At 73.4% G+C, this 22,763-nt stretch carries 21 protein-coding genes; 9 read left to right on the plus strand and 12 right to left on the minus strand.

Going from position 1 to position 22,763, the window contains the following annotated elements; all coding sequences use genetic code 11:
• The first annotated feature begins 80 nt into the window (after positions 1 to 80).
• Positions 81 to 680 carry an isopentenyl-diphosphate Delta-isomerase gene (gene idi / locus OG534_RS05570; protein ID WP_326586952.1) on the plus strand — a complete coding sequence of 200 codons (600 nt, stop codon included), beginning with the start codon at positions 81 to 83 and terminating at the stop codon, positions 678 to 680.
• Between the two features lie 44 nt (positions 681 to 724).
• Here the strand turns inward: idi and OG534_RS05575 are convergent, their stop codons facing one another.
• Positions 725 to 1,231, minus strand: a complete 507-nt coding sequence (locus OG534_RS05575) for an ATP-binding protein (RefSeq protein ID WP_326593480.1) — start codon at positions 1,229 to 1,231, stop codon at positions 725 to 727.
• Positions 1,232 to 1,361: 130 nt separating this feature from the next.
• The gene (locus OG534_RS05580) at positions 1,362 to 2,072 is read right to left on the minus strand and encodes an HdeD family acid-resistance protein (protein ID WP_326586953.1); all 711 of its coding nucleotides are present in this window, start codon (positions 2,070 to 2,072) and stop codon (positions 1,362 to 1,364) included.
• Between the two features lie 88 nt (positions 2,073 to 2,160).
• Between OG534_RS05580 and OG534_RS05585 the strand changes: the two genes are divergently transcribed.
• Complete coding sequence (locus OG534_RS05585) at positions 2,161 to 2,901, plus strand: enoyl-CoA hydratase/isomerase family protein (RefSeq protein WP_326593482.1); 741 nt, start codon at positions 2,161 to 2,163, stop codon at positions 2,899 to 2,901.
• Positions 2,902 to 2,905: 4 nt separating this feature from the next.
• Here the strand turns inward: OG534_RS05585 and OG534_RS05590 are convergent, their stop codons facing one another.
• Both OG534_RS05590 and OG534_RS05595 read right to left on the minus strand, forming a co-directional pair.
• Complete coding sequence (locus OG534_RS05590; protein WP_326586954.1) at positions 2,906 to 3,535, minus strand: DJ-1/PfpI family protein; 630 nt, start codon at positions 3,533 to 3,535, stop codon at positions 2,906 to 2,908.
• A gap of 273 nt (positions 3,536 to 3,808) precedes the next feature.
• Positions 3,809 to 4,774 (minus strand): GlxA family transcriptional regulator, encoded by a 966-nt coding sequence (locus OG534_RS05595; RefSeq protein ID WP_326586955.1) that lies wholly within the window; start codon positions 4,772 to 4,774, stop codon positions 3,809 to 3,811.
• 110 nt (positions 4,775 to 4,884) lie between these two features.
• On the opposite strand from OG534_RS05595, the gene OG534_RS05600 reads away from it, so the two are divergent.
• Positions 4,885 to 6,522, plus strand: coding sequence for an ABC-F family ATP-binding cassette domain-containing protein (locus OG534_RS05600; protein ID WP_326586956.1), 1,638 nt, complete (start codon positions 4,885 to 4,887; stop codon positions 6,520 to 6,522).
• 337 nt (positions 6,523 to 6,859) lie between these two features.
• The gene (locus tag OG534_RS05605) at positions 6,860 to 7,138 is read left to right on the plus strand and encodes a hypothetical protein (RefSeq protein ID WP_326586957.1); all 279 of its coding nucleotides are present in this window, start codon (positions 6,860 to 6,862) and stop codon (positions 7,136 to 7,138) included.
• 87 nt (positions 7,139 to 7,225) lie between these two features.
• Here the strand turns inward: OG534_RS05605 and OG534_RS05610 are convergent, their stop codons facing one another.
• From OG534_RS05610 to yczR, 6 genes are all read right to left on the minus strand, one after another.
• A complete protein-coding gene (locus OG534_RS05610; RefSeq protein ID WP_326586958.1) occupies positions 7,226 to 8,023 on the minus strand; it encodes an SDR family NAD(P)-dependent oxidoreductase in 798 nt (265 codons plus the stop codon).
• A 7-nt stretch (positions 8,024 to 8,030) separates the two neighbouring features.
• Positions 8,031 to 9,206, minus strand: a complete 1,176-nt coding sequence (locus OG534_RS05615; RefSeq protein WP_326586959.1) for an MAB_1171c family putative transporter — start codon at positions 9,204 to 9,206, stop codon at positions 8,031 to 8,033.
• Positions 9,196 to 9,696: a hypothetical protein gene (locus tag OG534_RS05620; RefSeq protein ID WP_326586960.1), complete on the minus strand. Its 501-nt coding sequence runs from the start codon at positions 9,694 to 9,696 to the stop codon at positions 9,196 to 9,198. Before OG534_RS05620 ends, OG534_RS05615 begins: the two co-directional genes overlap by 11 nt.
• Before the next feature lie 270 nt (positions 9,697 to 9,966).
• On the minus strand, positions 9,967 to 12,438 hold the full coding sequence (locus OG534_RS05625; protein WP_326586961.1) for a Tex family protein: 2,472 nt from the start codon (positions 12,436 to 12,438) through the stop codon (positions 9,967 to 9,969).
• An 84-nt stretch (positions 12,439 to 12,522) separates the two neighbouring features.
• Positions 12,523 to 13,386, minus strand: coding sequence for an SCO6745 family protein (locus OG534_RS05630; RefSeq protein ID WP_326586962.1), 864 nt, complete (start codon positions 13,384 to 13,386; stop codon positions 12,523 to 12,525).
• Between the two features lie 102 nt (positions 13,387 to 13,488).
• Positions 13,489 to 14,952 (minus strand): aminotransferase-like domain-containing protein, encoded by a 1,464-nt coding sequence (gene yczR, locus OG534_RS05635; protein WP_326586963.1) that lies wholly within the window; start codon positions 14,950 to 14,952, stop codon positions 13,489 to 13,491.
• Positions 14,953 to 15,006: 54 nt separating this feature from the next.
• On the opposite strand from yczR, the gene OG534_RS05640 reads away from it, so the two are divergent.
• Both OG534_RS05640 and OG534_RS05645 read left to right on the plus strand, forming a co-directional pair.
• Positions 15,007 to 15,642, plus strand: coding sequence for a LysE family translocator (locus OG534_RS05640; RefSeq protein ID WP_326586964.1), 636 nt, complete (start codon positions 15,007 to 15,009; stop codon positions 15,640 to 15,642).
• 121 nt (positions 15,643 to 15,763) lie between these two features.
• Positions 15,764 to 17,332, plus strand: coding sequence for a M1 family metallopeptidase (locus OG534_RS05645; RefSeq protein ID WP_326586965.1), 1,569 nt, complete (start codon positions 15,764 to 15,766; stop codon positions 17,330 to 17,332).
• A 318-nt stretch (positions 17,333 to 17,650) separates the two neighbouring features.
• Here the strand turns inward: OG534_RS05645 and OG534_RS05650 are convergent, their stop codons facing one another.
• Positions 17,651 to 18,553: an oxygenase MpaB family protein gene (locus OG534_RS05650; RefSeq protein WP_326586966.1), complete on the minus strand. Its 903-nt coding sequence runs from the start codon at positions 18,551 to 18,553 to the stop codon at positions 17,651 to 17,653.
• 99 nt (positions 18,554 to 18,652) lie between these two features.
• Here OG534_RS05650 and OG534_RS05655 point away from each other — a divergent pair, with 99 nt between their 5' ends.
• A complete protein-coding gene (locus OG534_RS05655; RefSeq protein ID WP_326586967.1) occupies positions 18,653 to 18,856 on the plus strand; it encodes a hypothetical protein in 204 nt (67 codons plus the stop codon).
• A gap of 125 nt (positions 18,857 to 18,981) precedes the next feature.
• Positions 18,982 to 19,968 (plus strand): sphingomyelin phosphodiesterase, encoded by a 987-nt coding sequence (sph, locus tag OG534_RS05660; protein WP_326586968.1) that lies wholly within the window; start codon positions 18,982 to 18,984, stop codon positions 19,966 to 19,968.
• A gap of 58 nt (positions 19,969 to 20,026) precedes the next feature.
• Here the strand turns inward: sph and OG534_RS05665 are convergent, their stop codons facing one another.
• A complete protein-coding gene (locus OG534_RS05665; RefSeq protein WP_326586969.1) occupies positions 20,027 to 21,880 on the minus strand; it encodes an AMP-dependent synthetase/ligase in 1,854 nt (617 codons plus the stop codon).
• 85 nt (positions 21,881 to 21,965) lie between these two features.
• Between OG534_RS05665 and OG534_RS05670 the strand changes: the two genes are divergently transcribed.
• Positions 21,966 to 22,706, plus strand: a complete 741-nt coding sequence (locus OG534_RS05670) for a MerR family transcriptional regulator (protein ID WP_326586970.1) — start codon at positions 21,966 to 21,968, stop codon at positions 22,704 to 22,706.
• Positions 22,707 to 22,763: the final 57 nt, after the last annotated feature.

A 22,763-nucleotide genomic window follows, 5' to 3' on the forward strand; every position in this document is an offset into this window, starting at 1 on the left:
ACATGCGCGGATGTCCGAAGTGGGGACAAGCCTCTTTTGTACGGCAGACTGAAGGCCGAAGTCCGAAGCGAAGGATGGGTATGCCGACCACACCAGCCACCGCCGCGACCAGCGCGCCCAACGGCACCGGTACTCAAGAACCGATCATGCTCGAACTGGTCGACGAGTCCGGCAATACCATCGGCACGGCGGAGAAGCTCTCCGCCCATCAGGCGCCCGGTCTGCTGCACCGGGCGTTCTCCGTGTTCCTCTTCGACGAGCAGGGCCGTCTGCTGCTCCAGCAGCGGGCCCTCGGGAAGTACCACTCACCCGGCGTCTGGTCGAACACCTGTTGCGGTCACCCCTATCCCGGGGAGTCTCCGTTCGCGGCCGCGGCCCGGCGGACCCACGAGGAGCTGGGGCTGTCGCCCTCGCTGCTCGCGCAGGCGGGAACGGTGCGCTACAACCACCCGGACCCCGCGTCGGGTCTCGTGGAGCAGGAGTTCAATCACCTCTTCGTGGGACTCGCGCAGGAGCCCGTGCGGCCGGATCCGGAGGAGGTCGGGGGCACCGTCTTCGTCACCGCCGAGGAGCTGGCGAAGCGGCACGCCGAAGTGCCGTTCTCGGCCTGGTTCATGACCGTGCTGGACGCGGCACGGCCCGCGATCCGCGAGCTGACCGGCGACGCCGCGGGCTGGTAGCCCGTACGCCGTCCTGCTCGGCCGCCCCCCGCGCCGTCCGCCGCTCAGCCGGCGGACGTCGGGGCGGCCGGCGGGGTGGTCAGCGGCAGGGCCGCCCAGATGACCTTGCCTCCGGTCGAGGTGTGCTCGACGTCGCAGACCCCGCCGGCCTCCAGCGTGACCTCCCTCACCAGGAGCAGGCCCCGGCCGCCGGTCTGGCCGAAGTCGGCCTCCAGCGCCTTGGGGCGGTACGGGTGGTTGTCCTCGACGGCCACCCGTACCCAGGCCCGGCCGATGGCCACCTCGACCGCGACCTCCGGCGAGAGCAGGGCCGCGTGCCGGACCGAGTTCGTCACCAGTTCGGAGACGATCAGGAGCAGCGAGTACACGAGGTCCTGGTGAGCGGGCACCCCCTGGCGCCCGAGCAGGTCCCGGACCGCACGGCGGGCCTGCGGAACGGATTCTTCTACGGCGGGCGCGGTGAACCGCCACACGCCCTCGTACGCGAGGGGGTCGGCCGGAGCCTCCGGCTCCCCCTCCCTGGCTGGCGGGACGCTCCCGCTGACATCCATCTTCCGTCCCCCGTCTTCACGCTCGATCGTCTCCACGCGTCAAGAGTGGGGAACGGGCTGGTCCGGGCCGGACTGCTGACCAGAAGTCAGCGTCATTCGGACACTTTCTGACCGCTGGCGTATGACAGAGTCAGTTGTTCGACTGTTCCTGATCTTCTGCCGGACGCTTCTCGGCCGCCTCGCGCGCCCCGTCCGCCGCGGCATCCTCCTCCGCCGCCTCGTCTTCCCTGACCAAGCCCAGGATGCGCCGCGCCCCCAGGCCCATGGCCACCAGGCTCAGGCCGTCGAACAGGAGGGCGAGGGAGAAGAAGGTTCCGATCACGTACAGACTGTTGCCGGGCCAGTTGGAGAGGATCAGGAGGCCCAGCAGCACTCCGAAGGCGCCCTGGACGAGCGCGAGCCCGAAGTTCGCGCCGCGCACCACCAGCGCTCCGACCAGCCGGAACAGCCCTCCGGTGAGGAAGAGCAGCGCGGCGAACATCGTCAGCGCCTCGGCGCTCGCCTCGGGGCGGCGCAGGATCACGAAACCCGCCGCGATGTTGATCGCGGCGACGATGACGGCGAGCCAGAAGTAGTTGCTCTTGCGGGACTGCACGGCCTGCAGCAGGCCCACCACACCGCCGATCAGCAGCAGCCAGCCGAAGAGGAACATCGAGGTGAGCGTGGCGACGCCGGCGTAGACCAGCCCGACCAGACCGGCCAGCACCAGGAGCACGCCGAGCAGCGTCAGCAGTCCGAAGCTGCGGCTGAGCTTCTTCCTCTCCTGCTGCGACCCACGGCCCCCGGCCCCGGCCCCCGTGCTGTCTACACGGTCTGTGCGGTCTGTGCGGTCTGTGCCCATGGACGTGCCACCTCCTCGCACCCCCGGACGGACTCCCTTGATCATAGGTTTGGCGGCCCGGGATAGCATCCGGCGCATGGACGCAGCCCTGGACGCAACCCTCCTGCACACGGTCGCCGACGGGGTGGCCACCGTCGTCATCTCGCATCCCGCCAAGCGCAATGCCATGACCGCCTCGATGTGGCGGGCGCTCCCGGAGCTGCTGACGGGCCTGGCGGGCGACCCGGCGGTCCGGGTGCTCGTGCTGACCGGGGACGGACCGACCTTCTGCGCGGGTGCGGACATCTCCTCGCTGACCGGCGGCGAGGACCCGCGGGCCCTCGCCGTGACGGCGGAGGAGGCCCTGGCCGCCTTCCCGAAGCCGACGCTGGCGGCGATCCGGGGATTCTGCGTGGGCGGCGGCAGCCAGCTGGCGGCGGCCTGCGATCTGCGGTTCGCGGAGGAGGGCGCGTCATTCGGGGTGACCCCGGCGAAGCTGGGCATCGTCTACCCGGCCTCCTCGACCCGGAGGCTGGCGTCCGTGGTCGGCCCGGCGTGGGCCAAGTACCTTCTCTTCTCGGCGGAGTTGCTCGGCGCGGACCAGGCGCTGCGCGCCGGGTTCCTGAACGAGCTGCTGCCCGCCGGCCAACTGGACAAGCGCGTCGCGGAGTTCACCCGGATCCTGGCCTCGCGCTCGCAGCTGACGCAGGTGGCGGCCAAGGAGTTCGCCGACGGCCGCACGGACCGGGACGGGTACTGGGAGGACCAGGCGGCCGGAAGCGACGACACCGCGGAGGGTGTCGCCGCGTTCCTGGAGCGCCGGGCGCCGCGCTTCACCTGGACTCCGTGACGGCCTATCCCAGGGGGTTGGCCGCCCGCAGCCGGGCGACGAGCTCGGCGGGGGCCTTGTCGGGCGATCCCGCGTCGTAGGGCGGCTGGGGGTCGTACTCGGTCATCAGCTGGACCGTCTGGGCGAGCTCGTCCCCGGCGATCCTGCCGAGCAGCGTGAGACCCATGTCGATCCCGGAGGACACCCCGGCGGCGGTGACGTACTTCCCGTCGAACACCACGCGCTCGCCGGTGGGCTCGGCCCCGAACTGCGGCAGCCGGTCGAGGTACAGCCAGTGGCCGGCGGCCCGCCTCCCGTCGAGGAGCCCGGCGGCGGCGAGCAGGAGCGAGCCGGTGCACACGGAGGTGGTCCACGTGCTGGTGGCGTCGACGGCCCGCAGCCACTCCAGGACGGCGGGATTCTTCATCTCCACCTCGGGGTGGGGTCCGCCGGGCACGATGACGATGTCGGGCCGGGTCACCTCGCCGAGCGCCTTGTCGGCGACGAGCGCGAGCGACCCGCTGTCCGTGCGCACGGGCCCGGGGCGCTCGGAGACGAACACCACCTCGGCGCCCGGAAGCCGCCCGAGCGTGTCGAAGGGCCCGACGGCGTCCAGGGCGGTGAAGCGGTCGTAGAGCAGTACGGCGATCTGCATGGCTCCTCCGGAGCGGTTGACGATTGGCGGCACGGCCCGTGGCGGGCCGGCCGTTCTGAGTGGTCCGAGACGGGCGAGCCCGGGGGTGACGGGCCGGCCCCTGGGTCCCTAGGGCGCGTCTTTCGGATCTTGTCGGCCGAGCCCGCGTTGTCCGGTGCCGTGCATCGCAAGGCGGAGGTGCTCCGCTCGTACTGGACGTACTTGGGAGCCCCGACAACGCGGCGAGGTGCGGTGCCGGGCAGCGCGGGCCCGGCGAGATCCGGAAGACTCGCCCTAGTGGTGGGGCAGGCCGAAGCGGCGGCGGTACTCGGTCGGGGACTGGCCCAGGGTCTTCAGGAACGCGCGCCGCAGCGCCTCCGGCGTCCCGTACCCGCACGCCCGGGATATCTCGGCGACCCCCTCCCCGCCCTCCTCCAGCAGCCGTCGCGCGTGCTCCACCCGCACCCGCTCGACGTAGCGCCCCGGCGTCACTCCCGTTTCCGCCTGGAACGCGCGCGAGAAGTGCCGCGGCGACAGCCGCGCCCGCGCCGCCAGCGCCTCCACGCCCAGGTCCGCGCCCGGGTGCTCGGTGATCCACTGCTGGACGTCCCGCAGCGGCTCCCGCCGCGCGGTCTGCGCCGACAGCTGCGCGCTGAACTGCGCCTGGTTGCCCGGCCTGCGCAGGAACACCACCAGGTGCCGGGCGATGGTCAGTGCGACGTCCCGCCCGTGGTCCTCCTCCACCAGCGCGAGCGCGAGGTCGATCCCGGCCGTGACCCCGGCCGAGGTGGACACCGGCCCGTCCCGCACGTAGATGGGGTCGGGCTCCACCGCCACGGCCGGGTAGTCCCGCGCCATCTGCGCGCAGGCGTACCAGTGCGTCGTCGCCCGCCGCCCGTCCAGGAGCCCCGCCTCGGCCAGCAGCAGGCCTCCCGTGCACACGGACACCAGCCGCTCCGCATCACCCCCGTACACGCGCAGCCAGTCGGTGAGACGCGGCTCGAAGTCGGCCGTGAACCGGCCCCCGGGCACCAGCAGCGTGGTACCTGTGCCCGGCCGGGCACCCTCCAGGTCCCCGTCCGGCACCAGCGTCAGCCCGCTGTCCGTCCGGACCGGCGCACCTCCCGGCGACACCGTCCTGATCGCGTACCCCGCGAGCCCGGGGAACCGGGAGGCGCCGGAGAACACCTCCACCGGCCCGGTCACGTCCAGGCTCTGCACCCCGTCGTAGAGGACGACGAGCACGTTTCGCAACGACATGGCCTCATGGTGTGACGTCGGCCCCCATGGCCGCAATGACGTGCTTCCCACCTATCCGGCCATCCGGCACGGGAGGGCGCCTCCCGTGCCCGGATAGGATCGGGGGCATCATGACTGCAACCCTCGTCGCCAAGAAGCTCACCGCCGCGCACGGTGAGCGCACGCTCTTCGCCGATCTCGACCTCGTCGTCGCTCCCGGCGACGTCATCGGCCTCGTCGGCGTGAACGGCGCCGGGAAGTCCACCCTGCTGCGGCTGCTCGCCGGGCTGGACACCCCCGAGACCGGTGAGCTGCGGCTGTCCCCGCCCGGCGCCGCCGTCGGCCACCTCCCGCAGGAGCCGGAGCGCCGGCCCGCCGAGTCGGTCCGGGACTTCCTGGCCCGCCGTACGGGCGTGGCCGTCGCCCAGGCGGAGCTCGACGCGGCGACGCAGGGCCTGGTGGACGGGACTCCGGGCGCGGACGACGCGTACGCGACCGCACTGGACCGGTGGCTGGACCTCGGCGGCGCCGACCTCGACGAACGGGCCGAGGAGGTCGCCGCCGAGCTCGGCCTCACCGTGGGCCTGGACCTGCCGATGACGGCGCTCTCCGGCGGCCAGGCGGCCCGCGCGGGCCTCGCCTCGCTGCTCCTGTCCCGCTACGACGTGTTCCTGCTGGACGAGCCCACCAACGACCTGGACCTGGAGGGTCTGGAGCGGCTGGAGCGGTTCGTCAAGGGGCTGCGCGCGGGCACGGTCGTGATCAGCCACGACCGCGAGTTCCTGGCGCGGACCGTCACCAAGGTCCTCGAACTCGACCTGGCCCAGCAGCAGATCAACCTCTACGGCGGCGGCTACGACGCCTACCTGGAGGAGCGCGAGCGCGCCCGTGACCACGCCCGCGAGGAGTTCGACGAGTACGCGGGCAGGAAGTCCGCGCTCGAGGGCCGCGCCCAGATGCAGCGCAACTGGATGGACAAGGGTGTGCGCAACGCCCGCCGCAAGGCGTCCGACAACGACAAGATCGGCAAGAACCTGCGCGGCGAGTCCAGCGAGAAGCAGGCCGCCAAGGCCCGCCAGACGCAGCGGGCGATCGAGCGGCTGGAGGTCGTCGAGGAGCCCCGCAAGGAGTGGGAGCTGCGCATGGAGATCGCGGCGGCCCCGCGCTCCGGCTCGGTGGTGGCCACCCTGCGCGAGGCGGCCGTCAAGCGCGGGGACTTCGTCCTGGGCCCGGCCAGCCTGCAGATCGACTGGGCGGACCGGGTGGCGATCACCGGGGCCAACGGCGCCGGGAAGTCCACCCTCCTCGCCGTCCTGCTGGGCCGGCTGGCCCCGGACTCCGGCTCCGCCACCCTCGGCTCCGGCGTCCTGGTCGGCGAGGTGGACCAGGCACGCGGTCTGTTCCTCGGTGACGAACCGCTGCTGGAGGCCTTCTGCGCGGCGGTCCCGGAGACCGAGCCGGCCGAGGTCCGCACCCTGCTGGCCAAGTTCGGCCTCAAGTCGGCCCACGTGCTGCGCCCGGCGGCGACCCTCTCCCCGGGCGAGCGCACGCGTGCCGCGCTGGCGCTGCTCCAGGGCCGCGGGGTGAACCTGCTGGTCCTGGACGAGCCCACCAACCACCTCGACCTTCCGGCGATCGAGCAGCTGGAGGCCGCACTCGACGCCTACGAGGGCACCCTGCTGCTGGTCACCCACGACCGCCGCATGCTGGACGCCGTCCACGTGACCCGCCGCCTGCAGGTCGAGGGCGGCAAGGTCACCGAGATCTAGCCGTCGGGGGCGGGCAGTTGGCGGCGGGCGCGGGAGCGGGGGCCGCGCGCCGGCGCCCCGAGGTGCCGACCGGCCCGTGCGCGACTAGCCTTTGTGGGTGAGAGCCGCAACCGCGGAGCACGCCTCCATGGCCGGAGTCCCGCGTTGGCAGGGGTGGTAGTGCCGACGCGTACCTGCTTCGGGACCCATGTGGCGCCTGAGCCCCTTGTGGCCGGAAATGTGCCTTCGCACTTCCCGCGGCTCTGCACCCGATCCGCGCTGCGCATCCAGCAATGGCGGCCGCGGTTCCCCCTCATGCCCCGCAGAGGCGCGAGAGGGGGAAGGAAAGGGAATACCCATGCAGGCAAAGAGAGTGAAGCGTCTCTTCGTGGCCTCCACCGCCGGTCTCCTGATGGCCGGTGGGGCCGCGCTCGGCACGGCGGGAACCGCCTCGGCCGCAGCGCCGGCCCAGCCCGTCAGCTACGTCAACGGTGGCGGCTGCGGTGGCGGCGGTGGCTATGACGACGACGATGACCACCGCGGTCAGCACAGCGGCTGGCGCCACGGCGGCTGGGACCACGATGACGACGACAAGGGTTACGGAGGACACGGCTACGGCCGAGGACACGGCCACTGAATCGTCCCCAACACAGCAGGCCCTGCGCGACCCGTCACCGGGCCGCGCATCGGGCTGCCGTGCCCCGCATCCGGCCGCCGCGGCGCTTCAGTTCCCGTCCGGCCGGTCTGCCGGAGCGCGCCGGGTCCGGGCCATCCTGCGGGCCACGAACGTGCGCGGGAGGTGGCGGGCGGCGAGCGCGTACGCGCGGTAGCGGCGGCCGGTGATGCTGAGCGGGCGGCGCAGCACGAGGTCCTTCAGCGCCTGGGCGACCACCGCCTCCGGTTCCAGCCAGACCGCGTCGCGCAGGGCGCTGACGTCCATCCCGGCGCGTTCCTGGAACTCGGTGCGGGTGAAGCCGGGGACCACGGCCAGGACCCGGACCCCGTACGGCTCCATGTCCACCCGGAGCGACTCGCTGAACGCGGTGATCCAGGCCTTGGCGGCCCCGTACGTCCCGGTCGGCAGGAGTCCGGCCACCGAGGAGACGTTGAGGACCGCGCCCCGGCGCCGCTCGCGCAGGCCCGGCAGTACGGCGTGGGTGAGCCGCAGCGGCACCTTGACCAGCAGGTCGAGCATCCGCTCCTCGTCCTCGACCGGGCTGTACGGGAAGGGCGCGGGCAGTCCGAAGCCCGCGTTGTTGACCAGGATGTCCACGGGCCGGGCCCGGTCGGCGAGCCGCGCGGCGACCGCCGCGCAGTCCCCCGCGTCCAGCAGGTCGGCGGGCAGCACCTCGGACACGGTGCCGTACAGGCGGCCCAGTTCCTCGGCGACAGCGTCGAGCCGGTCCTTGTCGCGGGCGACGAGGACCAGGTCGCAGCCCTTGGCCGCGAAGCCCCGGGCGAAGGCCGCGCCCAGTCCGGCGCTGGCGCCTGTGATCAGTACGGTGGTCGGTACGGTCGTCACGACGGCTTCACTTCCTGGTGGTGGCGGGCGCGGCGTAGGCCTGGGCGACGTCGACGAGGAACCGGGCCTCGTCCGCGAGGTCCCCGCCCTCATGCGACGTGTGGATCGAGGCGGGCAGCTCCAGTGCGGCCGCCTCGCCCGGCTGCCCGGGCAGGCCGTCGAGCTTCGCCTGCCGCGCCTCCTTCAGTACGCGGGCCAGCGCGGCCGCGCTGGCCCGCTGCTCGGGTACCCCGTGCCCGGAGGCCTGGCCGCGGGCGCGTTCCAGGGCGCCCGGGGCCACGTACTCCCCCAGGATCAGGATCGCGTCGCGCGTCTCGATGACCTTGCGGTACACGAGCAGGTTGCGCGGGACCGGCGGCCACAGCAGCTCCACCACCCGGCCGGCGCGCGGCTTGTTGAGGGCCACGTGCGGAACCGCCTCGACCAGGTCGCGCCACAGCGGCCACAGCCGCCAGGCGGTGGCGGTGTCGGCGGCGGTGCGGCGCAGGGTGAACAGGGTGGGCACGAGGATCGCGGCGGCGCGCAGCAGGCCGTGCAGGTTCATCAGCAGCGGGAGGGCGGGCATCGCCCAGGTGCTGCCGAACAGGGCCTTGAGCAGGTAGGCCAGCCAGAACAGTCCGGCGAGCGCGGTCCCGAGGCCGAACAGCCGCAGCCCTGCGGCCAGGCCCCGGCTCTCGGTGCGGCGGCTGTAGCGCCAGCACAGGGCCACGCAGACGGTGTTGGCGATCACGTGCGCGGAGATCAGGACGAGCCAGTACGCGAGGGAGGGCACCGGGTCGCCGACCGGCGGCATGGTGTGCGTGCCGTGGCCGGGCGCGGCCGCGTCCAGGGCCACGAGGGTGCTCAGCCACGCCAGCGTGGCGATCCAGGAGGCTCGCTGGAGCCGGCTGCCGCGGGTGGCGGCGGCGACGAAGTAGAGCACGGCGCCCGCCGACAGGACGCCGATGAGGTTGCGGACGAGGCCGATGGTGTGGGCGTAGCCGGCGCCGCGGCTCATCGCGTACGCGACGACGTCCGGGAGGTTCAGGGTCATAGCGGCGGCGGCGGTCGCGACGGCGAGCCACAGGCCGCGCTGCTGGGGGGAGCGCAGGGCGCCGGGGGCGCGGAGCAGGACGGCGATCCACAGGCACACGACGCTGGGGACGGCGAGCCAGTTGCCGAAGTCGGTCAGGTCAGTTGCCATCGTTGCCCCACTCGTAACCCATGGCCGACTCCAGCCGGGCGAGGGTGCCCCGGCCGGGGGCCGCCGAGCGCGGGCCGGTGTTCGCCGTGCGGATGCGGATCATGCTGGCGAGCATCTCCGCCTCCTGCTCCTGGCGGGTGGTGTAGTTGGTGCGCCCGAGCACGGTGGGGGCGTTCCCGTCGGTCTCCTCGCCCTCCAGCGAGTGGTGGCCGAAGAGGATGTGGCCGAGCTCGTGGAGGATGATGTGCTCCCGGTGGAGCGGGGTGGTCTGCGCCTCGTAGAACACGTAGTCCACGCTCGCCGTGCCCACCCACAGTCCGCAGACCCCGGATTCCGCCGCCTCCTTGGGGAGCGGGTGGAGCCGGATGGGGCGGCCGCGCTGCTCGGCTATCCGGTCGCAGAGGACGTCGAGGGAGAACGGACGGGTCAGATCCAGATGGCCGAGAATGTTCTCGCACCTCTTGCGAATGCTGAGTTGCCGGTGGGGCATGTGATCCCTCTTCGGACCCTTTCCGGGGCAGCGTCGGTAGGCGTGTACGGGCATGGGCATGACGTCCTGTGCCTTCAAGGCGGCCTCGGGGAATGCGGTCCTGAGGGGAAACGCGGAAGCCCGTCCGCCGGGTGACGAACGGGCGTTCCACCATGCCTACAGATCTTGTACGGGAGTTGGCAAGGCAAGTCCCCAGGTGGGGACCCTATTCGGCCACTGCGTACGGAGACCTCGACGCGCCGGGTGGCCGCAACACACCCGTGTCGGCGGCTACTTCTTGCGGCGCTCCTCGGGGGTGGTGAGGCCCGCGCGGCGCAGGGCGTCCGCCATCGCGCTGTTCGCGGGGGCGGGAGCGCCGGCGCCGCCCTGCCGCCGGCCCTGGCCGCCCTGACCCTGACCGCCCTGGCCCTGGCCCCGCTCGCCCTGACCCTGGCCCTGGCTCCTGCCGCCCTCGCGGCCACCCGCGCCGCCGCGCTGCTGCGGCGGACGGCCACCACCGCCGCCGCCACCGCCGCCGCCCCGCCGGTCCTCGCGCTGCCGGGGAGCGCCCGCGCCGCGCTCCGCCCCGGCCTCGTCCTCCAGGCGCAGGGTCAGCGAGATCCGCTTGCGCGGAATGTCCACGTCCATGACCTTCACGCGGACGATGTCGCCCGGCTTGACCACGTCCCGGGGGTCCTTGACGAAGTTCTTCGACAGCGCCGAGACGTGCGCCAGCCCGTCCTGGTGGACGCCGATGTCGATGAAGGCGCCGAAGGCGGCCACATTGGTGACGACTCCCTCCAGGATCATCCCGGGGGCCAGGTCGCCGATCTTCTCCACGCCCTCCTTGAAGGTCGCCGTCTTGAAGGCGGGGCGCGGGTCGCGGCCCGGCTTCTCCAGCTCGCGCAGGATGTCGGTGACGGTGGGCAGGCCGAAGGCCTCGGTGACGAACTGCTCCGGGCGCAGGGAGCGCAGGACGCCGCTGTTGCCGATCAGCGCCGCCACCTCGCCGCCCGCCGTCTTGCCCATCGCCCGCACGACGGGGTACGCCTCGGGGTGGACGGACGACGCGTCCAGCGGGTCGTCGCCGCCGCGGATCCGCAGGAAGCCCGCGCACTGCTCGTACGCCTTCGGGCCGAGGCGGGCCACGTCCTTGAGTCCCTTGCGGCTGCGGAAGGGGCCGTTGGCGTCGCGGTGGGACACGATGTTCTCGGCGAGGGTGCCGCTGATGCCCGACACGCGCGAGAGCAGCGGCGCGGAGGCGGTGTTGACGTCCACGCCGACGCCGTTCACGCAGTCCTCGACGACCGCGTCGAGCGAGCGCGAGAGCTTCACCTCGGACAGGTCGTGCTGGTACTGGCCGACGCCGATCGACTTCGGGTCGATCTTGACCAGCTCGGCGAGCGGGTCCTGCAGGCGGCGGGCGATGGAGACCGCGCCGCGCAGCGACACGTCCATGCCGGGGAGTTCCTGCGAGGCGAAGGCGGAGGCCGAGTACACGGAGGCTCCCGCCTCGGAGACCATCACCTTCGTGAGGTTCAGCTCGGGGTGGCGGGTGATGAGGTCCCCGGCGAGCTTGTCGGTCTCGCGCGAGGCCGTGCCGTTGCCGATGGCGACCAGCTCGACCGCGTGCTCCTTCGCGAGGCGGGCCAGCTTGGCGAGGGACTCGTCCCACTTGTTGGCGGGCACGTGCGGGTAGATCACGTCCGTGGCCACGACCTTGCCGGTCGCGTCCACGACGGCGACCTTCACCCCGGTACGGAAGCCCGGGTCCAGGCCGAGCGTCGACCGGGTGCCGGCGGGCGCCGCGAGCAGCAGGTCGCGCAGGTTCGACGCGAAGACCCGTACGGCCTCGTCCTCGGCGGCCTGGCGCAGCCGCATCCGCAGGTCGATGCCGAGGTGCACCTGGATCTTCGTGCGCCAGGCCCAGCGGACCGTGTCGGCCAGCCACTTGTCGCCGGGGCGGCCGCGGTCACCGATGCCGAAGCGGCGGGCGACCATGCCCTCGTACGTGGAGGGGCCGGGGACGTCGCTCGGCTCCTCGGGCTCCAGGGTGAGGTCGAGGACGTCCTCCTTCTCACCGCGCAGCATGGCGAGCACGCGGTGCGAGGGCAGGGCGGTGAACGGCTCGGCGAAGTCGAAGTAGTCGGCGAACTTGGCGCCCGCCTCCTCCTTGCCCTCCCGGACCTTCGCGGCGAGCCGCCCGCGGCCCCACATGCGCTCGCGCAGTTCGCCGATCAGGTCGGCGTCCTCGCCGAACCGCTCGGTGAGGATGGCCCGGGCGCCCTCCAGGGCGGCGGCCGGGTCGGCCACGCCCTTGTCGGCGTCGACGAACGCGGCCGCCGCGGCGGCCGGTTCGACCGACGGGTCGGCCAGCAGGCCCTCGGCGAGTGGCTCCAGACCGGCCTCGCGGGCGATCTGCGCCTTGGTGCGCCGCTTGGGCTTGAAGGGCAGGTAGATGTCCTCCAGCCGGGCCTTGGTGTCGGCCGCGTTGATCCGGGCCGCCAGCTCGTCGGTGAGCTTGCCCTGCTCCCGTACGGAGTCCAGGATCGCCGCGCGGCGCTCCTCCAGCTCGCGCAGATACCGCAGCCGCTCCTCGAGGGTGCGCAGCTGGGCGTCGTCGAGCATCTCGGTCGCTTCCTTGCGGTAGCGCGCGATGAACGGCACGGTGGAGCCGCCGTCCAGCAGCTCGACGGCGGACTTGACCTGCCGCTCCCGTACGCCGAGCTCCTCGGCGATCCTGCCTTCGATGGACATCGTCACGATCGGGTCCCGCCTGCCTTCGTTTGCACTGGAAGACTGCCAATTGTGGCAGGTGGCGGTGACGGACGGCGGGAACCCTGCCCGTCAGCCCTTGCCCATGAGGTCCCTCGGGAAGGCCCCGGCGGTCACGGCCTTGACCACGAGGGCGCCGCCGAGCTCGGTGAGACGGGCCAGGCCGTCCGCGCCGAGGTGCTCGTACGGGGCTGCGTCGAGGCGGTCGGTGTCGGCCTCCAGGCGTTCGCGGACGGCCTTGCCCTCCTCGGTGAGCTCGCCGTCCGCGTCGAGGATCCCGCGCTCGCGCAGCCGGTCGGCCGCGGCGTCGAGGTCGTCCTGCGTCCAGCCGCGCTGGGCCTTGAGCCACTTCGGGCTCATGCCCTTGCCGGTGGCGGTGTGGCTGATGAGCGCCTCCACCGGGTCGAGGCCCGCGAGGAGCAGCGCGGCGAGGTGGCCGTCGCCGCGGTGCTCGCGCAGCAGGGTGGTGGCGTGCCACAGCCGCAGGTGCGGCTCCTCGGGCACGGGGAGGTCGGCGTGGGCGGCGTAGAGGGGGCGGGCGTGCCGGGTGCAGGCCTCGGTGGCGCGCATCGCCAGGTCGGCGGCCTCGGCGAGCTCGGGCGACTCGACGGTCCCGGTGCCGAGGAGGCGGCGCAGGGTGCCGTCGGCGGCCCGCAGCCGGGCGGCGAGGGCCTGCTCGGGGGTGGTGGTGTCCCAGACGGCGGGCACGTGCCGGGCGACGAGGTCGTGGCGGTAGTTGTAGAAGGCGGCGGTGACCGCACCGGCCCCGACGGCGCCCATCGCGGCGGAGCGGTGGGCGAGGTTGACGGCGACGCGGTCGGTTATCCCGAGGGCGGCGAATTCCTTGGCGATCTCCGGCGAGAAGTAGACGGTGGCGTGCAGCGGGTTGATGGCGGCGTGCCAGCAGCGACGGGCGGCGAACGGGGGAAGCGTCATGCGCCGCAGGCTACCGACTGTTCGGTACGTCGGGTAGGGCGAGGTCCCGTGGTGCCGGTCTCACTCCCCTCCCTCCCCTCCCGCTCCCCTCCCGCTCCCCTCTCACTCTGCGGACGGCGTGCCCCCGTACGCCGCCCAGGCCGTCGAGAGGCGGGTCACCAGCTCCGCCAGCCGCGGTTCGGGCAGCGTGAAGGGGAGCCGGACGTACGCGTCGTGGGCGCCCGAGGGGTCGGTCGCCGAGCCGGGAATCAGCTCGACCCCGTGCCGGAGCGCGACCTGGGCGAATACCGCGGCCCGCGCACCGCCCGGCAGCCGGATCCACAACGCGCCGCCGCCGGCCGGGCGTTGCCAGGTCCAGCCGGGCAGCTCCCGCGACAGCGAGGCTTCCAGGCCGGCCAGCCGGTCGCGCAGCACGACCGCCCGCCCGGCCCGCAGGGCGTCCACCCGCGGCAGCAGCCGCACCGCCAGGGCCTGGTCCAGCAGCGGGCTGCCCAGGTCGGCCCGGGCCTTGAGCCGGGCGAGGCGCTCGACCACCGGGCCCGGCCCGCGCAGCCAGCCGATCCGCAGCCCGCCCCACACCGACTTCGCCAGCGAGCCCACGCTCAGCACCTCTGCGCCCGCCGGGGCGTGGGCGGCCACCGGGCCCGGCTCCGGGCCGTCCCACAGCCGGGTGTCGTAGGCGAGGTCCTCCACCAGCGGGACGCCCGCCCGCGCGGCGAGCTCCGCGATCCGCTCCCGCCGCCCGGCGGACATCAGGATCCCGGTCGGATTGTGGAAGGTCGGCGTGACGTGGGCCAGCGCCGCCGCGGGCAGCGCCGCGCGGAAACCGCCCGGCTCCACCCCGTCCTCGTCAAGCGGGACCCTCCGCGGCCGCGCCCCGGCGGCCAGCAGGGCGTCCAGACAGCCCGGCCAGCTCGGCGTCTCCACGACCACGGCCGAGCCGCGCCGCACGTACAGCCGGGCGACCAGCTCCAGCGCCTGGGTGGCCCCGGTGGTGACCAGGATCTGCCCGGGCCGCGTCGGCAGTCCCGCGGCGGTGTGGCGCTCGGCGAGCGCCGCCCGCAGCTCCGGGAGGCCGCCCGGGTGGTAGCCCGTCTGCGCCAGCAGCGGATCCAGGCCGTCGGCCAGCAGGGCGGTCAGTGCCTCCCGTACCTCCGGGGCCGCTCCCTCGGCCGCGACCGACAGGGAGATCACCTCGGCCGGGCCGTCCACCAGGCGCTGCACCAGGGCCGCGGAGGTGCCCCCGCGGACCCGGCCGTCCGCCGGCCGCAGCGCGCCGCCCGGGAGCCTGGCGACCCGGGTCCCGCTCCCCCGCCGGCTGTCCACCGCGCCGGCGCCGCGCAGTTCGTCGTAGGCGGCGGCCACGGTGGCCCGGCTGACCCCCAGGGCCGCGGCGAGGGTGCGCTCGGCGGGCAGCCGGTCACCGGGCGCGAGGTCGCCCGTACGGACGGCACTGCGCAGGGCGGCGGCGAGGCTCCGGTACAGCGGGCCGCAGCCCGCCGTCCAGCCGCCGAGTACGCCGTCCAGTTCGGCCGGCGACCAGCTGCGCGGCGCGGAACGGTCCACTTCCCCCTCCATTGGCCCGGGTCTCTCCCACCGGGCCCCACCAGGCTAAAGCCCATGCCCACCACCACGTTCCTCGCCTTCCTCGCCGCCGCTGCCGCGCTGATCCTCGTCCCCGGTCCCAACATGGTCCTGATCGTCACGCGGGCCGCCGCCCAGGGCCGGCGGGCGGGGCTGGCCACCGCCGCGGGGGTGGAGAGCGCCACCGTGGTGCACATCGCCGTCGCCGTGTCGGGGGTCGCCGGGCTGCTGTCCCGTTCCCCGGCCGCCTTCCTGGTCCTCAGCTACGCGGGCGCGGCCTACCTGCTGTTCCTGGGCGTACGGGCGCTGCGCGCCGGACCGTTCCTGCCCGGCCCCGGGGAGGCGGCGCCCGTGCGGTGGGGCCGCGCCTACCTCGACGGCGCCCTGGCCAACCTGCTCAATCCCAAGGTGACGCTGTTCTTCCTGGCCTTCCTCCCCCAGTTCGTGCGGCCCGATTCGGCCGATCCGCAAGGCCGGATGCTGTTCCTCAGCGGTGTGTTCCTCGCCCTCGGCGCCCTCCTCGACATCGGCTACGCGTGCGCCGGCGGGGCCGTGAGCCGCCTGCTGCGCCGCAGGCCGCGGGCCCTGGCCCGGCAGCACTGGGCCGTCGGCGGGGTCTACCTGGCGCTCGGCGCCCTCGGCGTCGTCACCGCGCCGCCCCTCGGCCCGTGACGGCCGAATGGCGATCGTGTGACAGCAGGGCCCATGGACATGACCTGAGCGGCCACGGGTGAATACGGTCGAACGACGAGACCTCGAACCGACTTGTCTCCCCTACCACTTGGAGCCATTCGTGCACCGCAAAGTCATCGCCCCGAGCGTGCTCGCCGCCTCCCTGCTGCTGGTGATCCCGGCATCGGCGGCGAGTTCCGGTCCGGGCGCCCCGGGTATCGGCGACCCCTACTACCCGACCAGCGGCAACGGCGGATACGACGTGTCGCACTACGACCTGCGCCTGCAGTACCAGCCGAAGACCGACCTCCTCGAAGGCACCGCCACCCTCCTCGCCACCGCCAAGCAGGACCTGTCCCGCTTCAACCTCGACTTCGGCCTCCAGGTCAGCGAGATCCGGGTCAACGGCGTCAAGGCGAAGTTCGCCGCGGCCGGTGCCCAGGAGCTGGAGGTCACCCCGGCGAAGCCGCTGGCGCGCAACACCCCGCTGACCGTCGTCGTCAAGTACGCCGGGAAGCCCTCCGAGCTGAAGGTGGACGGCTTCACCGCCTGGCACCGCACGCCCGACGGCGGAGTGGCGGCGCAGGAGCCCCACTCGGCGGTCTGGTGGTTCCCGAGCAACGACCACCCGCTGGACAAGGCCACCTTCGACGTCTCCGTCAACGTTCCCGACGGAACCCAGGCGATCAGCAACGGTGTGCTCCAGTCGCAGTCCTCGCGGCTCGGCTGGACCCGGTACAACTGGCGCTCCAACAAGCCGCAGGCCACGTACCTGGCCACCCTCGCCGTCGGCAAGTTCGACATCACCACCGACCGGACGGCGAGCGGGCTGCCGATCCTCAACGCGTACAGCAAGGACCTCGGCGACCACGCGGGGGCGGCGCGCGCGAGCGTGGAGCGGACCGGGGAGGTCACCGAGTGGCTGGAGGGGGTCTTCGGGCCGTACCCCTTCAACGCGCTGGGCGGCTACGTGCCGAACGTGAACGCGGGCTTCGCCCTGGAGACCCAGACGCGGCCGTTCTACGGCCCGCGCCAGTTCCAGAACGGCGCCAACGTCTCGGTGGTCGTGCACGAGCTGGCCCACCAGTGGTACGGCGACAGCGTGTCCGTCGAGGGCTGGAAGGACATCTGGATCAACGAGGGCTTCGCCCGCTACAGCCAGTGGCTGTGGTCGGAGAAGGAGGGCGAGGGCACGGCGCAGGAGCTCGCCGACTGGGCGTACGCCCTGCGTCCGGCCGAGGACGCCTTCTGGCAGGTCAAGCCGGGTGACCCCGGTCCGGAGAACCAGTTCCACGGGGCCGTCTACGACCGGGGCGCCATCGCCCTGCAGGCGCTGCGCAACGAGATCGGCGACGAGAAGTTCTTCCGGATCCTCAAGGGCTGGCCGACGGAGCGGGCCTACGGCAACGCCAAGGTCGGTGACTTCGTCCGGTACGCGGAGAAGGTCTCCGGCAAGCCGCTGGCCCAGCTGTTCGAGACCTGGCTCTACACGCCGGGCAAGCCGGAGGCCTCGGCGCTGAACCCGGCGGCCGCGAAGCCGGCGGCCCGATCGGCGCAGTCCGCCCCGGCGCAGTCCGTACCGGCGAGGGCCGCCGCGGAGCCGAGGTCCTGGAAGAAGATCGCGGAGACCAACACGATCCACGACACCGACGGCACCGGGCACGGCTCCGGGCCCGGCCACCGGCACTGAGTCCGCGCCGGCCCGCTCACCGCACGCGGCCCCCGCATCCGGCGGGGCCGCGTGTGCCGGGGCCGCGTGTGCCGGGGCCGCGTGTGCCGGGGCCGCGTGTGCCGGGGCCGCGTGTGCCGGGGCCGCGTGTGCCGGGGCCGCGTGTGCCGGGGCCGCGTGTGCCGGGGCCGCGTGTGCCGGGGCCGCGTGTGCCGGGGCCGCGTGTGCCGGGGCCGCGTGTGCCGGGGCCGCGTGTGCCGGGGCCGCGTGTGCCGGGGCGCGTGTGCCGGGGCCGCGTGTGCCGGGGCGCGTGTGCCGGGGCGCGTGTGCCGGGGTCCGTCAGCGGCCGCCCGCACGCCACTCGGTCCGCGCCCGGTAGGCGATCGGCAGGTACCGCAGCCGCTCCGGCAGCAGCGGTACGAGGAGCCGGACGGCCGTGCTGAACCGCCGCAGCCGGCGCTCCTGGGCCGGGCTCCACTCCAGCCCGATCGCGGCGCGCGCCTCGGGCGGCATGTAGCCGGCGGTGACGAAGGCCCGCAGCCGCAGGAACGCCGCCCGCAGCACGGGCCAGGTGAGCCGCAGCAGCAGGCGTGCGACGGGCGAGCCGACCTCGGGCCGGGGCAGCGGCACGTCGGTGGCGACCAGCTCGCGGGCGACCTTCGTCGGCTCGATCTCCTCGGCCAGCATCCGGCCCCAGTACGTCCAGTACTCCTCGATGCTCTGCGGCATGTCCCGGTCGTGCAGGCCGAGGATCCGGCCCACCTGGAGCCATTCCCGGTAGAGCTGCCGCTCCTGGGCGGGGGTGAAGCGGCGCAGGAGGTAGCGCCCGGCGTAGAGGTAGACCGGGAAGCCGGTGGCGTGCACCCAGGCGTAGCAGGCGGGGTCGAGGGAGTGGTAGCGCCGGCCGCGGGTGTCGGTGCCCTGGATGTCCTTGTGCAGGCGGCGGACCCGGCGGCCCTCCTCGGCGGCCTCCTCGCCGCCGTACACCCACAGCTGGACCGAGCGCAGCGACCGCTCGCCGCGGCCCCAGGGGTCGGTGCGGAAGACGGAGTACTGGTCGACGCCGGCCGCGATCGCGGGGTGGGCGACCTGCATGGTGAAGGCGGCGGGCAGCATCAGCAGGGCCCTGACATCGCCGGCGATCGTCCAGAGCACCCCGCCGGGCGGGGGCGGCTCGGGGTCGGCGCGGGCGGCGGACGGCCCCGGTGCCACACCCGCGGCCCGACGGTCGGTCCCGGTCATGCGCGCCCCCAAGCCTCGATCTCTTCGGATTCTCCGATTCCCAGTATGACCTGGGCAGGAAGCCTTCCGTCGGGCCGGTGCGCACGCCATCCTGCGGCGATGGACCTGTCTCCCTCCGCATGGCTGGAAGCGCTCCTGCCCTCCGTGCTCGCGGTCGTCGCCGTCACATCCGCCCTCGTCTGCGCGGCCGTTGCGGGCGCCCTCGTCCTGCTGCGCCTGGTACTGCGGCGGCGCGGCCGGGCGTCCCGGGAGGAGGCCGCGGGCGGTCTCGCCGGGTTCACCTGGACCTCCACGGAGGACTGACGGCAGCCGCGCCGCGTGATCGTCGCGGGGTGGACAGAAAGTGGCTGCACGGGTGTTACCCAGAGGTAACCGCGGCTGCTTGGATGACGGAGCCGATCTTCCCCCGCAGGAATGATGGAGACCTCATGCTGCACACCTCCCACCGCCGTCACCGGGCCGCCGCGACCGTCGCGGCGATCGCCGCCGGCACCCTGGCCGCCACCACCGCGCCCGCCGCCACGGCCGCGGAGGGCGCCGCCGCCCCGCGGCTCAGCGTCCTGTCGTACAACGTGTTCCTGATGAGCAAGAACCTCTACCCGAACTGGGGCCAGGACCACCGGGCCGCGGAGATCCCCAAGGCCTCCTTCTACCGCGGCCACGACGTGGTCGTGCTCCAGGAGGCCTTCGACAACGGCTCCTCGGACGCGCTGAAGGCCAACTCCGCCGCGCAGTACCCGTACCAGACCCCGGTCGTCGGGCGCAGCAAGAGCGGCTGGGACGCCACGGGCGGCGCGTACTCCTCCACCACCCCGGAGGACGGCGGCGTCACGATCCTCAGCAAGTGGCCCATCGTGCGCAAGGAGCAGGTCGTCTTCAAGGACGCCTGCGGCGCCGACTGGTGGTCCAACAAGGGCTTCGCCTACGTGGTGCTGAACGTGAACGGCGCCAAGGTGCACGTGGTCGGCACGCACGCGCAGTCCACCGACCCGGGCTGCGGCGCGGGCGAGGCGGCCGAGATGCGGGCCCGTCAGTTCCGGTCCGTCGACGCCTTCCTGGACGGGAAGAACATCCCGGCGAACGAGCAGGTCATCGTGGCGGGCGACCTCAACGTCGACTCGCGCACGCCCGAGTACGCCACCCTGCTCGCCAACGCCGACCTGGCCGACTCCGACACGCGCACGGGTCACCCGTACTCCTTCGACACCGCGCTGAACTCGATAGCGCAGTACCGCTACCCGACCGACCCGCGCGAGGACCTCGACTACGTCCTCTACCGCAAGGGCAACGCCCGCCCGGCGGGCTGGGAGAACAACGTGGTCAAGGAGCAGTCGGCGCCCTGGACGGTCTCCAGCTGGGGCACCTCCTACACCTACGACAACCTCTCCGACCACTACCCGCTGATCGGACGCTAGGCCCGGCGCCGCGGGTCCGGTGGGCGGGCCTGCGCCCACCGGACCCGCGGCGCACGCGTCACACGGACTCGTACGGCTCCGCGTGCGGCTCCTCGTACAGCCCGTCGATCAGCGCGCCGTACTTGTCACGGACCACCCGGCGGCGGAGCTTGAGCGAGGGGGTGAGCTCCCCGGTCTCGGGGCCCCACTCCTCGGTCAGCAGCCGGTACCGCTTGATCTGCTCGGTCCGGTTGAGCCGGGCGTTGGCGGCCTCGACCGCGCGGGCGATCTCCTCCCGGACGGCCGGGTGCCCGGCCAGCGCGCTCGGGGAAGCGGCCTCGATGCCCCGGGCGGCGGCCCAGACCGGGGCCAGCTCCGGATCCAGGACCAGCAGGGCGACGAGGTAGGAGCGGCCGTCGCCGTGCACCAGGGCCTGGCCGATCAGCGGGTGCTCCTTGACGGTGTTCTCCACCAGCGCCGGCGAGACGTTCTTGCCGTTCGAGGTGATGATCAGTTCCTTCTTGCGGTCGGTCAGCCAGAGGAACCCGTCCTCGTCGAGCCGGCCGACGTCCCCCGTGGGGAACCAGCCCTCCGCGTCCGAGGCGCTCTCCACCGAGCCGTCCGGCAGCAGATAGCCGGCGAAGACGGTCGCGCCGCGGGTGAGGATCTCCCCGTCCTCGGCCATCCGCAGCTCCAGCCCCTCGATCGGGCGGCCGACCGAGCCGAGCCGGAAGCCGTCCGGGCTGTTGACCGTGCACACACCGGCCGTCTCGGTGAGCCCCCAGGCGTCCATGATGGTGATGCCCCAGCCGGCCCAGAAGCGGACCACGTCGATCGGCATCGGCGCGGTGGCGCTGGCCGTCCAGACCAGCCGGTCCAGGCCCGCCAGGCGCAGCAGCGGGTCCAGCGCCTGTTCCTTGGCCCGTGCGTACGAGGCTTCGAGCGCGGCCGGCACCTCCTCGCCGCGCTCCCGGTGGCCGGCCCGGGCGCGGGCGAGGTCGTTCGCGCCCTCGATCGCCCGGCGCTGTTCCCCGGGAAGCTGCGCCAGGACGGCGCGTACGGAGGCGGCGAGCTTCTCCCACACCCGGGGCACGCCGAAGAACTGCACCGGGTGCAGTTCGCGGACCGCCCCCGCCACGGCCGTGGGGTCGGCGCACAGCCGCACGTGCGAGGCCCTCAGCAGGGGCAGGTAGATGCCGAGGACCCGCTCGGCGATGTGCGCGAAGGGCAGGTAGCAGATGTGCTCGGCGTGCTCGGGCAGTTCCACGTGCCGGTCGAGGCGGACCGCCTGGAGCATCAGGTTGCGGTGGGTCAGCCGCACGCCCTTGGGGTCGCCGGTGGTGCCCGAGGTGTAGACGACGGTCAGCGCGTCCTCGGGGCGGGTCTCCTGCCAGGCCTTCTCGAAGGCGTCGGCGCGGTGCAGCCGGGCGCCGCCCGCGTACACGGAGGCGTACGTGGAGTGCTCGCCCGCGTCGGCGACCTCGGCCACGACGAGGCGCTCCAGCGGCACACCGTCGTCGGTCAGCAGCGGTTCCCACCGCAGGAGTTCGCGGGCGCCCTCGACGACGGCGACCCTGGCCCGGCTGTGGCGGGCGATGTGGGCGATCTGCTCGGGCGCGGAGGTCCCGTACACGGTCACGGGCACGGCGCCGAGGTGGACGAGGGCGAGGTCGCTGAGCCAGTGCTCGGGGCGGTTGCCCATCATCAGCAGCACGTGCTCGCCGCGCTCGACGCCGAGGGCGGCGTACCCGGCGGCGAGGACGGCGACCTGGCGGCGCACCTCGCTCCAGGTGAGGGTCGTCCATTCGGCCGCGTCGGGGCCGGCCCGCCACGAGAGGGCGGGGAGTTCCCCGTACTCGGCGGCGTTGCGGGCCAGCAGGGCGGGGAAGGTGATCTCTTCGGGTCGTCCGGGCAGTCGCAGGTTCGTGGTCATGGGCAGCTCCTGGCCGTTTCACATCGTTGGTGCGACAGCAATACTGTTGAACCCAAGCTGTGGAGCAGAGAGCGAGGCGCACACGATGGCCGACCAGGCACCCGAGCCGATGCTCACCGTCGACGAGCTGGCGGCCAGGGCGGGCGTCACCGTGCGCACCGTACGGTTCTACAGCACCCGCGGGCTTTTGCCCCCTCCCGTGATCGGCCCTCGTCGGGTCGGGCACTACGGACCGGAGCACGTGTCCCGCCTCGCCCTGATCGAGGAACTGCAGCACCAGGGCATGACGTTGTCGGCCATCGAGCGCTATCTGGACGCCCTGCCCGACGATCTGAGCGCGCACGATCTCGCGATCCACCGGGCGATGGTGTCCAGTTGGGCTCCGGACGCGGCCCAGGAGGTCTCGCGCGAGGAGTTGGAGAAGCGGGCGGGGCGGAGCCTGTCGGACACCGACGTCCGGCGGCTGACGGCGATGAACGTGCTGTCCGCCTCGGGGGGCGGGTTCCGGGTGGACGTGGGGCTGCTGCGGCTGGGGGTCGCGCTGCTCGACGTACCGATCGCGCACGAGACGATCCTGGCGGCGCGAAAGGTGCTCATCGAGCACACCAGGTCGGCGGCGCACGAGCTGACGGCGCTGTTCCGGGACGAGGTGTGGGGGCCGTTCACCCGGGACGAGAGCGATCCCGAGCGGGTGGAGTCGATGAAGGCGCTGTCGGCGCACATGCAGCCGATGGTGGTGCAGGCGCTGGTGACGGCCTTCCAGCGGTCGCTGCGGGAGGAACTGCGGGCGGCGTTCGTGTCCGGCGAGGCGCCCGACGGGCATTAGCCGTCCTGCCGCACCCCCGGCCCTGCTTTGGCGAGCGGGGCCGACGCGTTCTCAGTA

It is taken from the genome of Streptomyces sp. NBC_01294, assembly GCF_035917235.1.
GTDB lineage: Bacteria > Actinomycetota > Actinomycetes > Streptomycetales > Streptomycetaceae > Streptomyces > Streptomyces caledonius.

Coding starts and splice junctions, on each gene's coding strand:
- OG534_RS05640 (WP_326586964.1), top strand. CDS start 15,007: ATGCCCACCACCACGTTCCTCGCCTTCCTCGCCGCCGCTGCCGCGCTG.
- OG534_RS05575 (WP_326593480.1), bottom strand. CDS start 1,231: ATGGATGTCAGCGGGAGCGTCCCGCCAGCCAGGGAGGGGGAGCCGGAG.
- OG534_RS05665 (WP_326586969.1), bottom strand. CDS start 21,880: ATGACCACGAACCTGCGACTGCCCGGACGACCCGAAGAGATCACCTTC.
- OG534_RS05620 (WP_326586960.1), bottom strand. CDS start 9,696: ATGCCCCACCGGCAACTCAGCATTCGCAAGAGGTGCGAGAACATTCTC.
- OG534_RS05590 (WP_326586954.1), bottom strand. CDS start 3,535: ATGCAGATCGCCGTACTGCTCTACGACCGCTTCACCGCCCTGGACGCC.
- OG534_RS05615 (WP_326586959.1), bottom strand. CDS start 9,206: ATGGCAACTGACCTGACCGACTTCGGCAACTGGCTCGCCGTCCCCAGC.
- OG534_RS05595 (WP_326586955.1), bottom strand. CDS start 4,774: ATGTCGTTGCGAAACGTGCTCGTCGTCCTCTACGACGGGGTGCAGAGC.
- OG534_RS05630 (WP_326586962.1), bottom strand. CDS start 13,386: ATGACGCTTCCCCCGTTCGCCGCCCGTCGCTGCTGGCACGCCGCCATC.
- sph (WP_326586968.1), top strand. CDS start 18,982: ATGCTGCACACCTCCCACCGCCGTCACCGGGCCGCCGCGACCGTCGCG.
- OG534_RS05670 (WP_326586970.1), top strand. CDS start 21,966: ATGGCCGACCAGGCACCCGAGCCGATGCTCACCGTCGACGAGCTGGCG.
- OG534_RS05650 (WP_326586966.1), bottom strand. CDS start 18,553: ATGACCGGGACCGACCGTCGGGCCGCGGGTGTGGCACCGGGGCCGTCC.
- OG534_RS05580 (WP_326586953.1), bottom strand. CDS start 2,072: ATGGGCACAGACCGCACAGACCGCACAGACCGTGTAGACAGCACGGGG.
- OG534_RS05600 (WP_326586956.1), top strand. CDS start 4,885: ATGACTGCAACCCTCGTCGCCAAGAAGCTCACCGCCGCGCACGGTGAG.
- OG534_RS05605 (WP_326586957.1), top strand. CDS start 6,860: ATGCAGGCAAAGAGAGTGAAGCGTCTCTTCGTGGCCTCCACCGCCGGT.
- OG534_RS05655 (WP_326586967.1), top strand. CDS start 18,653: ATGGACCTGTCTCCCTCCGCATGGCTGGAAGCGCTCCTGCCCTCCGTG.
- idi (WP_326586952.1), top strand. CDS start 81: ATGCCGACCACACCAGCCACCGCCGCGACCAGCGCGCCCAACGGCACC.